General features: G+C 44.9%; 11 protein-coding genes. 6 read left to right on the top strand and 5 right to left on the bottom strand.

Annotated elements, in window-relative coordinates; genetic code table 11:
- The 5 genes from L4D05_RS23305 to L4D05_RS23285 all read right to left on the bottom strand — a co-directional run bounded on the left by L4D05_RS23305 (window position 1) and on the right by L4D05_RS23285 (window position 3,972).
- Window positions 1–720 (bottom strand): HvfC/BufC family peptide modification chaperone, encoded by a 720-nt coding sequence (locus L4D05_RS23305; protein ID WP_428795410.1) that lies wholly within the window; start codon window positions 718–720, stop codon window positions 1–3.
- Window positions 713–1,579, bottom strand: coding sequence for an MbnB/TglH/ChrH family RiPP precursor modification enzyme (locus L4D05_RS23300; protein ID WP_428795409.1), 867 nt, complete (start codon window positions 1,577–1,579; stop codon window positions 713–715). Before L4D05_RS23300 ends, L4D05_RS23305 begins: the two co-directional genes overlap by 8 nt.
- Window positions 1,567–1,881, bottom strand: a complete 315-nt coding sequence (locus L4D05_RS23295; RefSeq protein ID WP_428795408.1) for a hypothetical protein — start codon at window positions 1,879–1,881, stop codon at window positions 1,567–1,569. The genes L4D05_RS23300 and L4D05_RS23295 overlap by 13 nt, the downstream gene beginning before the upstream one ends.
- Window positions 1,871–2,827 (bottom strand): MBL fold metallo-hydrolase, encoded by a 957-nt coding sequence (locus L4D05_RS23290; protein ID WP_428752796.1) that lies wholly within the window; start codon window positions 2,825–2,827, stop codon window positions 1,871–1,873. The genes L4D05_RS23295 and L4D05_RS23290 overlap by 11 nt, the downstream gene beginning before the upstream one ends.
- Window positions 2,828–3,252: 425 nt before the next feature.
- Window positions 3,253–3,972, bottom strand: coding sequence for a TetR/AcrR family transcriptional regulator (locus L4D05_RS23285; RefSeq protein WP_428752794.1), 720 nt, complete (start codon window positions 3,970–3,972; stop codon window positions 3,253–3,255).
- 228 nt (window positions 3,973–4,200) lie between these two features.
- Here L4D05_RS23285 and L4D05_RS23280 point away from each other — a divergent pair, with 228 nt between their 5' ends.
- The 6 genes from L4D05_RS23280 to L4D05_RS23255 all read left to right on the top strand — a co-directional run.
- The gene (locus L4D05_RS23280; RefSeq protein WP_428795407.1) at window positions 4,201–5,274 is read left to right on the top strand and encodes an efflux RND transporter periplasmic adaptor subunit; all 1,074 of its coding nucleotides are present in this window, start codon (window positions 4,201–4,203) and stop codon (window positions 5,272–5,274) included.
- Entirely contained in the window at window positions 5,274–6,338 is a 1,065-nt protein-coding gene (locus L4D05_RS23275; RefSeq protein WP_428795406.1) for an efflux RND transporter periplasmic adaptor subunit, read from the top strand. The genes L4D05_RS23280 and L4D05_RS23275 overlap by 1 nt, the downstream gene beginning before the upstream one ends.
- Window positions 6,335–9,391: an efflux RND transporter permease subunit gene (locus tag L4D05_RS23270; protein ID WP_428795405.1), complete on the top strand. Its 3,057-nt coding sequence runs from the start codon at window positions 6,335–6,337 to the stop codon at window positions 9,389–9,391. Before L4D05_RS23275 ends, L4D05_RS23270 begins: the two co-directional genes overlap by 4 nt.
- 339 nt (window positions 9,392–9,730) lie before the next feature.
- Window positions 9,731–9,964, top strand: a complete 234-nt coding sequence (locus L4D05_RS23265; RefSeq protein WP_265677242.1) for a hypothetical protein — start codon at window positions 9,731–9,733, stop codon at window positions 9,962–9,964.
- A 170-nt stretch (window positions 9,965–10,134) separates the two neighbouring features.
- Window positions 10,135–10,626 (top strand): Lrp/AsnC family transcriptional regulator, encoded by a 492-nt coding sequence (locus L4D05_RS23260; RefSeq protein WP_428752787.1) that lies wholly within the window; start codon window positions 10,135–10,137, stop codon window positions 10,624–10,626.
- Between the two features lie 295 nt (window positions 10,627–10,921).
- On the top strand, window positions 10,922–14,401 hold a 3,480-nt coding region (locus L4D05_RS23255), incomplete at its 3' end, for a VCBS domain-containing protein (RefSeq protein ID WP_428795404.1).

Genomic DNA, 14,401 nt, shown 5'->3' with positions numbered 1-14,401 from the left:
TTAATCTCCTGAGGCTTGTAATTGCACAAGCTCTAGCGTTGTGAAGTGTTGCGTCCATTGAAGGGCGTCAAATGAGGTGAGTTGAGCTGTGGTATGTTGTTGAAAATCGAGTAAGTTCAGTTGAGATACGGGTTGAATTATTTGAATCAACGCGACATCAATCGCTCTGAGTTTTTGTGAAACCACCCGATGTTGAACGGTTCGAAAGACGCCGTAATATTGCGAATCTACATTGTTTTCTAGTAACGGGACGGCGTGCTGACTTATTTCAAACGGAAGTTTTAACAGTTGAAGCGTCGGGTTGCCGCTCAGAGTGTATGCGTGGGGTTGAGCATGGATGCTGTCGTTCCAAATTACCCCTTGTGGTGTAAAGGCTTGATCGATCTCGACACTAAATACGGCCCATTCATACTCTAATACCGAAGTACTGAGCGTATCTAATTGTTGGCTTTGCTGTGCGTACTGCACAAATTCTGTTGCGATATGATGAAACTCAGGTTCGAGAGCGCTATGTCGTAACAGAAAGTCGTCAATTAGGCGATAAAGTTTATGTTGCCCGACTTGTTCAGCAAAGTAAGGGAAAGTATTTCTTACGACACTGTGAATATTATTGCGAATAAAGCCGCCATATTGACAGTGAGAGTGCATCGCTTGTGGCGAACGAATACATTTAGCCAACGCTTCCGTTTGGCGCAGCATCAATCCCGGAGGATTACACATAGTAGGCTCCTTGGACGGATGGGGTAAACTGATGTTCAGAGGCTTTCACTTCACGATGAATATCGCGTAATTCCTCTGTGAGTACGACGAGAGGGGGCACATTATGATCCCTCTCAAGTAGTAAAGGTTTATTACCGTGGAGGTTGAAGGCGTAGTGCGCAAGCTCACGAACACACTCTGGTACTGGCTTTCCATGAGTGTCGAGGAGCGAGTTATCATCCTGCTGTAAATGCCCTGCGATGTGATAGTAGCGAATAGCATCACTTGGCAAGGTGCGTAACATTTCATACGGGCAATGATTATGGTTCACGCTATTGACGTATACATTGTTGATATCAAGTAACATTTGACAGCCGGATTGCGTTATAAGCTCAGAGAAAAACTCTCCCTCGGGCATTTCGTTAGGGTAGCGGTGGTAAAAGGAAATATTCTCCAATACCAGTGTCCGTTCAAGAAGATCTTGGACTCGTTTAATTCGTGGCGTTAGATAGGCAATATTTTCTTCCATTCGTGGTACTGGAAGTAGGTCATACAAATATCCCTGACTATCGCGGGAATAACACAGATGATCGCTGTATATCTCTATGTGAAACTCATTTAAAAAATGACCAATATCTTTTAAAAATGCTTCGTTCAACGGTAAGCAATCACCAATTGATAGGCTTAGGCCATGAGCAATGAGTGGATATTTTTGTGCGATCTCATTCAAACGTTCGCGTTTTTCTCCGCCAATGTTCATCCAGTTTTCGGGTGCTAGCTCCAAAAAATCGATGTCCGGGTGCTTGGGCATCTCGCTGAGTATATCGATGTGCTCCATACGCAGACCAATTCCTTTACTGGTGCTGGTTATTGTCCGCATACGCCACCTGTCATTTTATTGCCAACTGACATAATCGAATTGTATGGCGTATTGATACCTTGCGCCGAAAGGCCACACTTCCCATCTCTTGCACGAACCAGTTTGTCCTGTGGGTTGCTGGTCAGCTCTTGTTTTTCAAAACGCTTCTCTGTGCCACATTTTCCCGCAGCACATTTACCTCCGTGTTGCTCTGTGGGTTGTGCTTTGATTGGTGCTTCGACAGGCTGTTCACTTGCGGCCATAGCTGAGTGCAGTGAGACGAGTGATGTAATAGTGATTGAGATAACGAGTTTATTGTTCATTTGGTGTTTCCTTAAGAGATGCAACGGGGAAGCTGGAGAGATCTCGAGCGGAGAAAATCTTGCCGTTGTAGTACTTCTTCACAATGGCGACAGATTCTTTTTTGCGTTTGAGGCCTAATCCCATCCAGTGGTTTAAGATCAAGAGCTTGGGATTGACCTCTGCGGCAATTTGACCGACGACGGATGGTGTAGCGTGCATAAAGGCGGAAATGGCATCAGCTTCTTCGTGAATAGCCATTGGCATCACTAAGATGTCTGCACCTTTGGCGAAGTCTAAAAATGCGGGATTACTGCCGTTTTGGTCAGCTGAGATTACGATGACGCCTTCGTTGCTTTCAATACGGTAGGCTAAGGTCGGAACATCACCATGAGGGATGCCCAAGGCATACACGGTAAGCCCATCTAATTCGTAAACTTTTTGTGGGGTTTTTGTAGTGTAAGGGACGTCTGTGAGAGCGATTGGGAACAGTCCATCGCTGCCGTCGTATAATCCGTTTAGATAAGCGTAGGCACCGTGATCTTGGTTGAACATCGCATCGATATAACCCGTTAAGCTTGGGAACGCCGATCCTGCTTTAGGACCTGTGATATCAAGCGTATCTTCACGATTGAAGAAATAAGCCCCTTTTAATAGAGCAGGAAGATCAGCGACATGGTCTGTGTGAAAGTGGGTGATGGCGAGTAAATCAAGATCTTCAAGTTTTGCTCCAGCTTGACCAAATCTCAAGTAATTGCCGCCACCGGCATCAATCATAATTCTTGATTTTCCCTTCCACCAAATTAGCTCACCAGATGATGCCCGAAGATCATCCGAGATTGGTCCGCCAGAGCCAAGAATTTGCAGTGTAAAATCCTTGTCTAGAGGTTCCAGTTCGATGGCGTAAGATGATGCCGCTCCAAAGCCGCAGCAGAGCGCTAACACCAGTGCTTTTATCGGTTTGTTCATATTAATTACCTAACTTCTTGTGTGCCTACTTCACCTGATGACAGGATCGATATACTTAAGATGTTTGATAGGAATTCAGTGTTTTATTGATCGCTATCAAAGTAAGGGCACAAGATAAGCAAAATATAATGTTAAGTATGTATGAATTTATATAACACTACGTTTTGAAATATTGAACGTGTGAGAGATAGGTTTATGGTGTGTGAGAGTGATAAAGCATGAATGAGTTGAGGCACCTAACGGGTATAAAAGCCGAGAGTGAATAGTAGCTAGAAGGGGTGAGCAGTATCGAATCAGCTAAGGGACGCAGTGGAGAGAAAGGTATTGCAGTGGTCGCGGTTATTACTTTGAAAAGTCGTTAAGGTGGTAAATAAAGCGACAAGAGAAAGATCTTCAATCATGCCGCTAATATTCATTAAAAATGGCTAAAGTGGGGTTTCTTTCCAGCCACATTCTACTTTGTGCACTAGGTCTTCCAATTTACTCGGCGTGAGACGATCGGCCGCAGCGATGTCAAACCGGCAGGCGACTTGATTTTCAAACATCGACCAGTGCTTTACCAAACATGTATCCAAATCTTGTGTCTCTTCAGCCCATGTGGCTTTAAGCATCGGTAGCATGCACGCCGCACCGTGAGCGAACATCATCATTTGCCACTTTAGCTCCACCATATTGAGCGGAGTTTCAGGCCGGCTGACATTATAAGCATCAACTAACTTGTTGACGATACTCTCAATTTCTCCATGACTATCGATAAAGTAGTCGAAGAACTCATTTTCTTGTCGCATGGCATCAGCAATGAGCTGGATTGGCTGTCTTATGACGATGATATGAGCCAACATTTCGACTGAAAAGCGGTAGAGTTTAACGTTGGTAGGTGTGTTTTCTGGTAGTTCATCGAGTAGATGTAGGATGTATTTTTGCATATAGGCATGCAAATGGTCGCTGATGCAATACCAAATTTGTTCTTTGCTGCCAAAGTGGTGACGGATTAGGCTGTGTGATACGCCGGCCTTTTCGCTGATATTGCGAATAGACACACGTTCATATCCTAATTCACAGAACATTTCTGCGGCAACGGTCATGATGAGGTTCTTTGTCTCTTCCGCTGCCATGGCGCTACGACGCCCTTTTTTCTTCTCCACTCGATACCTTTTTTATTTTCGATGTACTGGTATAGGGTACTGCACTTTCCCGTTCAGCGACAAGGTGTTCATCAATGAGCGCTGATGATGAGGCCTATATAATCAAAATGAATGAAAGTGTGATAAAAAATTATACTGCACAATTGTGTAGTAAGTGTTGATCTGATGCAAATTATACCTATACTGCACAAGTGTAAAGTATAATTAAAACTATTAGAGATGACCACTATGACCACGTTTCGTCTATTCAAACGAAGTGCATTGATTGCGTTACCTGTATTGGCAGCCATGAGCCTGTCGGGATGTAATCAAGCTCAATCTGAAATCCATGAACCGATTATTAAACCCGTAAAGGTGCTTGAGATTCCGGCGCTTAATTTTGCACCGGTCAATAGCTACTTAGCACAAGTTGATGCAACCGACCGCGCACAGTTATCGTTCCAAGTAGGCGGGCAAGTGGCGTCAATTGATGTCAAAATGGGCGAATCGGTGAAAGCGGGAGAAATTCTAGCAACACTGGATCCTATTGATTACCAAGTCGCGCTAGACGCTCGTCAGGCAGAATTTGATTTAGCTAATTCACAGCTCAAACGAGCACAGCAACTGGTTGAGAAAAAGCTGATTAGCGCCGATAGGTTTGATCAGCAAGAAACTCAATATAAGGCAGCGAAAGCGGCACTTGAGCAAGCGAAGTCTGATCTTGGTTATACCCAGATTATTGCGCCATTTGATGGCGTCGTTTCAATGACTTACCACAAAGCGTACGAGGTAGTTGGAGAAAAACAACCGATTCTCAATTTAATCAGTAGTGATGAGTTAGATGTAACCTTTTCCATTCCCGTCCCGGTTGTGAAATCCATGACATTTGATGAACTGCAACAGCAGCAATTCTTTGTGACGTTAGACAGCCACCGTCACCAACAGATTGCAGCAACGTTTCGTGAGATTGCGATGCAGCCGGATTTAGATACCAACAGTTATACGGCGTCGGTTTCGATAAACAAGCCATCCAATATCAATATTTTATCTGGAATGTCTGGACAGGTGCATATTCAAAGCGAAGCCACTAACCGCGCGATATCGCTGCCTAAAAGTGCTTGGATAACTCAGCAAGACGGTGAAGGCCAAGTGTGGATATTTGAACCGGCTACGCAAGAAGTCCATCAGATTAAATTAGTGCTGAATGAACAAGGTGAAATCACTGCAGGCCTTCAACATGGTGATCAGATCGTGATTGCTGGTGCTGGCAATTTGATGGAAGGGCAGCAGGTTAAATTATGGACACGTGAGGGTGGTATCTAATGAAAAAGGTATTGTTCATCATGCTGGGTCTGGCGTTACTTGTTCTACAAGGCTGCAAGTCCGATGTGGCGACACGCAGTGCTGCGGAAACAACGGTGGCGTCTTTCCATGTCTCTCAACCAGTATCGAAGCAGTTTCGGGAGTTTCGTGGTCAAGTTGTGACGGCAGAGCAAACCAATCTGGCTTTTCGTATTCGTGGTGAAATATCTCACCTTCTCGTCAAGCCTGGTCAATCCGTTAAGAAAGGACAGGTTGTCGCTAAATTAGATGATAAAAAATTGCAGCAACAGTATCGAGATGCTCAAGCTCAATTTGAATTGGCGACGAAGCAACTGCGTCGAGGGACCGAATTGTTTGCTAAAGATATGATTTCCAATTCTGAACTTGATGAGTTGACGTCAAATAAGCAGTTAGCCAAAGCGAAGTATCAGAACATGCAGCATCAGCTGCAATACACCAGCTTACGAGCGCCTTTTACTGGCGTTGTAGCGGATGTATTGAAAGAGCGTTTTGAAAATACCAGCCCGGGTGAAACCATCGTGTCCGTGTATCAGGCTGACAAAGTGTACGTAAAAATAAGTTTATCTGATTACATATTGGCGTCTATTACGCCGGATGCCCAACGCAACAAGTATCAACCTTTGGCTTTTTTCTCAGACCGAGATCATGGCTTTACGATGCAATATCTAGAGCATTCGAGTGAGCCTGATGCACAGTCTCGAGCCTATGAGCTTTGGCTGCAAATGCCGCAACCTAAACAAACCATATTGCCCGGCGCAAGCGTGAGTGTGCATGTTGACATGGTGGCCGCTGGCTTGAGTTCAATTCAAGGTTATCAATTGCCGATGACGGCGCTCGAGCCGGGCACGTCTGCTTCTGAGTTTTATGTGTGGAAGCACATTGATGGCAAGGCAATGCGCAGTTTGGTGCATGTTGATCAGGTTAATAGCTTTGGTGTCATTGTGGATTCGGGCGTGACGGAAGGGGATGTATTGATTATTTCGAGTTTGAGAAAGCTTCGTGATGGTGAGTTAGTGACGCTTAAAGGGAGTGAAGAGAAATGAGTCTTACGGAATATTCAATTAAGAACCGAGTGATTAGCTGGCTCTTCATCGTTATTTTAACCGTGGGTGGTATCACATCGTTTATGGATCTGGGGCGTCTTGAAGACCCGGCATTTACGATTAAAGATGCCATGATTATTTCTACCTACCCAGGCGCCACCTCAACGGAAGTTGAAGAAGAACTGACGTATCCATTAGAGAAACAGATTCGACAGTTGCCATACATCGATAATATTAAGTCAACATCCTCAGACGGAATGTCGCAAATCATGGTCAGCATGCGGATGGATTATGGTCCAGATGAACTGCCACAAATTTGGGATGAAATGCGCCGCAAGATTAACGATTTAAAGCCGAACTTGCCAAGTGGTGTGAACTCGGTGCAAATCATTGATGACTTTGGCGATGTGTTCGGCGTGATGATCATGCTGACGGGAGACGGCTATGATTACGTGGAACTTAAACGTTATGCGGATTATTTAAGCCGAGAAATCGAGCTCGTTGATGGCGTGGGTAAAGTCGCGATTTCTGGTGATCAGCAAGAAATGTTGTTTGTTGAGCTTTCACTTAATCGCTTGTCGGCGCTTAACCTTGACATGAACACCGTAGCTGGATTGCTTAATCAACAAAACAGCGTTCAGTCTGCTGGGGAAATCATGATTAATGGTGACAACCTAGCCATTCGTCCGAACGGGAGCCTTAACTCAGTAGAATCGCTGGAAAACCTCATTATTCATGGCCGAGATACCGGCAACTTGATTCGATTAAAAGACGTCGCAAAGATATCGAAAGGTATCCAAGAAAAGCCATCAAACGTGATTACCTTTAATGGTAAACCTGCGATTAATTTAGCCATTTCGTTTACATCTGGGGTGAACGTTGTAGACGTTGGTCACGTGATTGATATGAAATTGAGCGAGCTTGAGAATATTAAACCAGCGGGCGTAAATTTAGATTATTTTTACAACCAATCGACGGAAGTCGATAAATCGGTAAAAGATTTTGTCGTCAGTTTGGCGCAAGCCGTGGCCATTGTCATAGTTGTACTACTGTTTGCCATGGGTGTACGCAGCGGTCTGATTATTGGAATCGTATTGCTCTTGACGGTATTTGGTACTTTCATTTTGATGAGTATTAATAATATCGAACTGCATCGAATTTCCCTTGGCGCTTTGATTATTGCTTTAGGGATGCTGGTGGATAACGCCATCGTTGTGGTCGAGGGGATACTAGTTGGGTTAAAACAGGGCAAAACGAAAACAGAAGCAGCGAAAGCGATTGCCAAGCAAACGCAGTGGCCACTACTCGGCGCAACCGTTATTGCTATTACCGCATTTGCACCGATTGGGCTTTCTCAAGATGCAACGGGTGAGTTTATGGGCTCATTGTTTTGGGTGCTCTGCTTTTCACTATTTTTAAGTTGGATTACGGCACTGACGTTAACGCCTTTTCTAGCAAGCCTAATGCTTAAAGAGGAGACTACCACGGCCGACTCAGAGCAGGTAGATCCGTATAAAGGCATTTTATTTACGGTATTTCGTTGGTCATTGGAGCTGGCGTTAAAACTGCGTTGGTTGACCGTTATTGGTATGGTCGCGCTACTCATTTCTGCCGTCATGGCGTTTGGCATGGTGAAACAGTCGTTTTTCCCAGCCTCCAATACGCCAATGTTTTTTGTTGACATGTGGATGCCAGAAGGCACAGATATTCGACAAACATTGAAGCAAACTGAAAAAGTGGAAGCCTATATTCGGTCGCAAGAAAACGTGGATTTTGTATCGACATCTGTAGGACAAGGTTTACAGCGATTCATGTTGACCTACCAGCCAGAAAAGAGCTATGAAGCGTATGCTCAGCTGCAGGTTCGAGCGACGAATCGTGAAGACATGTTTACGTTATTGGACAAGCTTGATCACACTTTATCGAGTGAGTTTACCGCGCCATCTTTCCAGTTGCGTTTAATGGAGTTTGGACCTTCTCCTGCTTCTAAAATAGAAGCGAGAATCATCGGACCCGATCCACAGATATTGCGCGATGTTGCCGTTCAAGTTGAAGATATTCTACTCGCTGATTCAGGGGCGCGTAATATTCGTCATGATTGGCGAGAGCGTACGAAAGAACTCGTGCCGCAATTTAACGAATCTAAGGCTCGTCGGCTTGGTATTTCAAAAGAAGATCTCTCGAATACCTTGCAGCTAGCGTTTGGTGGCAACGCCATTGGTGTGTTTCGAGATGGTACGCAGCGTCTACCGATTGTTACCCGTTTGACGGAAGAAGAGCGGGTGGATTACTCGTCCCTTCAAAACATCTCTATTTGGAGCCCTATGCTTCAGACGTATGTTCCGGTTGAACAAGTGGTGGATGATGTCACGCTAGATTGGGGGGAGCCTTTGATTCAGCGTCGTGATAGAAAACGCACACTCACTGTGCTTGCCGATCATGATGTGTTAGGTGATGAAACTGCCGCCACCCTATTTGCCAGAATTCAGCCACAAGTTGAAGCTATTGCTTTACCAGAAGGTTATACCTTGGAGTGGGGCGGCGAATATGAGTCATCAAAAGATGCGCAAGAAGGCATGTTTAAATCTCTGCCGATGGGTTATTTGCTGATGTTCATCATCACGATGTTGTTATTTAACTCATTTAAGAAGCCACTGGTGATTTGGTTGACCGTGCCATTATCCATTATTGGCGTGGCATTCGGTTTGCTGCTTTCTGGGATGCCGTTTAGTTTCACTGCATTGCTGGGTTTGCTAAGTCTCAGCGGAATGATCCTAAAAAATGGCATTGTCTTGATGGATCAAATTAATTTGGAGTTAGAAACGGGTAAGGATCCGTATCTGGCCATCATCGATAGTGCGGTAAGTCGCGTGCGGCCAGTGAGTATGGCTGCTCTAACGACCATATTAGGTATGATCCCATTAGTTTTTGATGCGTTTTTTGGTTCAATGGCAGTGACGATCATGGCTGGGCTTGGTTTTGCGACCATATTGACGTTGATTGTTGTCCCTGTGCTTTTTGCCATTTTCTTTAACATTAAGCCGATTCAGTAAAATTGATGATGTATTAATATTGTCTGGATTCCAAAGCCCGCATCTCGCGGGCTTTTTAATGTTCTCAGATCATACATGATGGGCGGTTAGCGGTTTTCTTTGCTATTTATCGCATGAATGATTCTGTGTTCGACACCGCAATTTGCTGTCAATTTCGAGAGTTGAGCGTTGAGATCGAACAATATGTAAGTAAGTTTCGACATCTTGATCAAAAATTCGCAAATAAATGACATGAATTTTGAATGTATGCCTCATTTTCTGCAATGATCGTTTTATATACACGCTGACCTTGAACACAATATGGTCAGCAAATGATCAGACTTCCAGGAGAACAGCAAAATGCCAACGAACTACTGTGCGGCGTGCAAAAAGAAAACGGCACATAAAGCGGTGATGAAACGTAGCCCAAATGACAGTGCCTCTATCTTACAAAGTTTTCAGCAGCTGATGTCACAACTAGTGAATGGCAGTGGATATTACAAATTGGAACGTCGCATTATTTGCCGAGTATGCAACCAAGAAAATCAGGTGGAAGCTAAACCTGTGATGAACCAACAAGCTAACCTTGCATAGCGTTAACGGCTAAGGTATTTGTAAAATCAATCATACTTTTGCGACTATCTGCGTTTGTCAAAAATAGGCGTGGTTAAATTAGATTAGTCGCAGAGTGTGATCCGTGGTGTTTTTAAGCTGCTAGCATTTGATTTACAATCAAGTAACAATTACTTACTTGAGATGTTATCGTGGCTCAGCTTGCTTTAGATAAAATTGATTTAGAAATACTTAGGATATTGACTCTCAAAGGTCGTATGCCGATCGTGGAATTGGCAAAGCAAGTCAATCTCACTACCTCCCCATGCTCCGACCGTGTAAAGCGACTTGAAAAAGAAGGCTTTATCCAGGGGTATCATGCTGAATTGAACCCCGAGAAATTAGGGTTGGATGTCCAAGTTTTTATCCATATTCGTCTCGATCAGACCAGTTTCTCTATTTTTGATAAATTCGCTAAAGCCGTAGATTTAATGCCTGAAATAGAAGAATGCTATTCCCTTTCTGGTGACTTCGACACCATGATTAAAGTGCGAACAAAAGATATGAAATCCTATCAATCCTTTATGTCGACTAAGCTGGGTACGCTGCCCGGTGTCATTCAAACACGCAGTGAAGTGGTGATTGAAGAACATAAAACAGGTTTTGGTGTTAACCCTGAATTACTCGATACGCTGAGTACATAGGTATATAAGTACATAGCCCTTACAAATCCTTACTCACCTCCGCTTGTAATCTCTAAAAATCCGCCTTTTTTCCTTCATATTATCGTTTGGGATTTCGTTTTTGAGAATCGCCAAAAAAAGCCTAACTCTGTGATTCATATTTGTAACTAAATCTGGTATTTAAGGTTAACTATATTAGAAAAGACATTCGATCTACCTATACTAATTATCATGTTGGTCGAAGTGGGCAAATCATTGTTTTTGGTTGATTATTCGATGGTCTCTTGTCCGAGAGTTTGGTGTAAAGGAGCGCGCTATGAGTTTTGCTGTATTTTTGGGGCTTACAAGTGTTACGGGAACGTTAGTTCTTGATAAAAAAGGTCAGCTAAAGGTCTTGGCCGAGGGTGTTGAACCTCAGCCTGGTGAAGCGGTTCTGTCAGTCGTCGACGGTCAAGATTCCAGTGAGCTTGCTGGTATTGATGTCATCGGAGAAAATGGGCAAGTTGCTAAATCCGCACGGTTGATCCCTTCGGACAATCAAGATATTGCGGACATTATTTCGCAAATTGAAACGGGCCAAGATCCAACCCAAAATGAAGACCAAGCAACTGCGGCTGGCGACGCTGTCAGTTCAAGTATTTCTCAGGCAACAACGGTAGAAGCAACTCAAGAGCAAGTTTTAGCAGCAACCTTTTTTGAAACCACTGGACTGAATAGTCAAGACCTTAACCAACCTCAAACTGATACGTTACTAGATATCCTCGCAAACTCCGCACCTGTTACCGTTTTTGATGCTCGTAATTTTGACGAAGAATCACTAGATGGCGATCTAAATTTAAGCTTTCCCACTGATGCTAACAATGACACGTTAACGCTTACTATTACCGAGCTACCTAAGCTTGGCGTGCTCACCCTTGCTGATGGCACACCTGTGAAAGTGGGGCAAGTACTCACTGAAGCCGAGTTCGAATCCCTTCAATATGATGCGCCGCAAGAATACACTGCCGGCGATGACGCGGGTCAGATTTTGTATACCGTGGATGATGGACGAGGTGCCGAAAACTCAGTTCAGACGGGCGGTGTTCTACTGACAATCAACCCAATTAATGATATCCCCGATATTATCGATGTAGGCTCTGCTGATGTTGTGGAAGCGGGCAGTTTGGATGACGGCACTAATGTCGATGGTATTGCGACAGCCGAAGGTCAAATTATAGCAACCGACGATGATACCGATGCTGTGCTTAGTTACGGTGTTGAAAATGTGAGTAATGAGTACGGTACGCTGTCAGTAGATGCATTGACTGGCGAATGGGTGTTTACCTTAGACAATAATGCCCCTGCAACACAAGCTCTCAAAGAAGGTGAATCAGTCGATACGACGTTCACTATTACTGTCACCGATGATAAGGGTGCGCAGGTTACTCAAACCCTGCCCATAACCATTGAAGGCACCAATGATGTTCCAACCTTTGGTGCGAGTGGCGATACAACAGGAATGGTGACCGAGTCGGGAGATGGCGCGGCAAGTAATTCAGTAGCAACAGGTGTATTGGCGGCGACAGATGTCGACGCTGACGCCATATTGGATTATCAAGTTATCGATGGCCTCACTGATTTCGGAGAAATGACGTTTGATGACGAAGGTAAATGGACGTTTACCCTCGATAATGAATCGAATGCGACGCAAGCATTAACCGAAGGCGAAATAAAACAACTGGACTTTGTCGTTACCGTCACCGATGAGTATGGCGCGGTAAGTCGTGAAGTCGTTTCGATTACCATAACAGGCACTAATGATACGCCTGTTATTGATGATTTAACGGGTACGACGGGTTTAGTGACGGAAGCTGGTCATTTAGATGATGGCACAGTAGTCACTGGAACTGCGACGGCAAGTGATACCATTAATGCATCAGACGTCGACGGTACCATTACCTTTACCTATCAAGGACAAAGTGATTTTGGCTCCTTTGAAATAGACGCTCAAACTGGAGTGTGGAGTTTCCAGCTCGATAATGATTCTGCGGCTGCTCAAGCGCTGCGAGAGGGACAAGAAACCTCTGTGGTGTTTGATGTTATTGCGACGGATGAAATCGGTGCGTTCGTTACCCAACCTGTGACAATTACAATTGTTGGCACCAATGATCAGCCAACCATTTTATCAAGTAGTGATTTACAAGGTTCCGTAACAGAGTCTGGTCACCTTGATGATGGCACGCTGGTAGATGGAGTCGCTACCGCAACGGGTACGTTGATTGGCTCGGACGTAGATGCCAGTGCAAATCTGACATTCTTTATTGAAGATGGTAATAGTGATTTTGGTACTATGACCGTTGATCCTGATGGGACATGGGAGTTCACTCTAGACAACGAGACCTCTCAATCTCAATCCCTCAAAGAGGGAGAAGTGCACAATGAGACCTTTACGGTAACGGTGCGTGATGAATTTGGGGCGGTAAACACTGAAGTAATCACGATAGCTATCACAGGAACTAACGATCAACCAGTATTTACCTCAAGTAGTACATTGACGGGTGAAGTGACAGAATCGGGTCATAATGATGACGGGACCGAAGTCGCCGGAACCCCGACTGCGTCTGGGGTTCTATTTGGCTCTGACGTTGATAGTGATGCATTGCTAACGTTTTCGACCGATGATGGCAGCAGTGATTACGGTGACCTCAGCGTGGCTGCAGATGGTACGTGGTTATTTACACTCAATAATGACTCAGCACAGACTCAAGCCTTAAAAGAAGGACAGAAGCAAGACGTTAACTTTTCTGTCAAAGTAACCGATGAGTTTGGTGCTGTGAATACTGAAATGGTCACCATTACGATTACGGGCACCAATGATGTTCCAGTGATTGAAGACTCCAGTGTCGTAACTGGATCTGTCATCGAAGCGGGTGATGATAATGTTCCTGGTGTTGATATTGCCACAGGTAATATTGTTGCAACTGACGTTGATGCGGATTCAGTAGCAAGTTTCTCATACAGCGGTGAGAGTGACTTTGGGACGTTTGTGATTGATCCCGTGTCTGGTGATTGGACATTTACATTAGATAACGATGCTGATGCGACTCAAGCATTGAAAGATGGTCAAGTTCAGGACGTTACGTATACGGTTAGTGTGACGGATGATAAAGGAGCCGTCACTAGCCAAGACGTCGTGATTACGATTACGGGTAGCAATGATTCAGCAACCGTCATCAGTGGTGACAGTGATGAACTCACCGAAGACGTCGCGGTTGTGGGCAATAACCTCATCGCCTCTGAGCAACTGGTGATCAGCGATGAAGACGCCGGTGAAAATGTCTTTAACGCAGGCGCGGGAGCCTCAGTTGGCACCACGTTAGGTAGCCTATCTATTTTGGCTGACGGCACCTGGACGTACACCATTGATAACACCTTAACGCAGGTGCAAGCCCTCGATGTCGGTGACACCTTAGTCGAGTCCTTTATCGTTACCTCCGCCGATGGCACCGAGCACACGATTAGCGTGACAGTGAATGGCGCGGAAGATGAAACTTTCATCACCAACTACGTGCCAGACAGTGTCAAAGAAGACACCGGCGAAGTGGCGGGTGAGTTACTCGGTGGCGGTAAGCTCGATATTGCCGATTTGGACGCGGGAGAAGCGGCGTTCAACACCACAGTGACTAGTCTAAACAATGATCAAGGTCAGTCGCCACTAGGCACACTGACCATCTTAGCGGACGGCACGTGGACCTACAAAGTCGATAATAGCCTCACTGGCGTGCAAGAGTTGGGCGCGGGTGATACACGTATTGAG

The organism is Vibrio nomapromontoriensis (assembly GCF_050337205.1).
Classification (GTDB): domain Bacteria; phylum Pseudomonadota; class Gammaproteobacteria; order Enterobacterales; family Vibrionaceae; genus Vibrio; species Vibrio nomapromontoriensis.
This window is presented reverse-complemented; position numbering and strand designations above follow the sequence as displayed.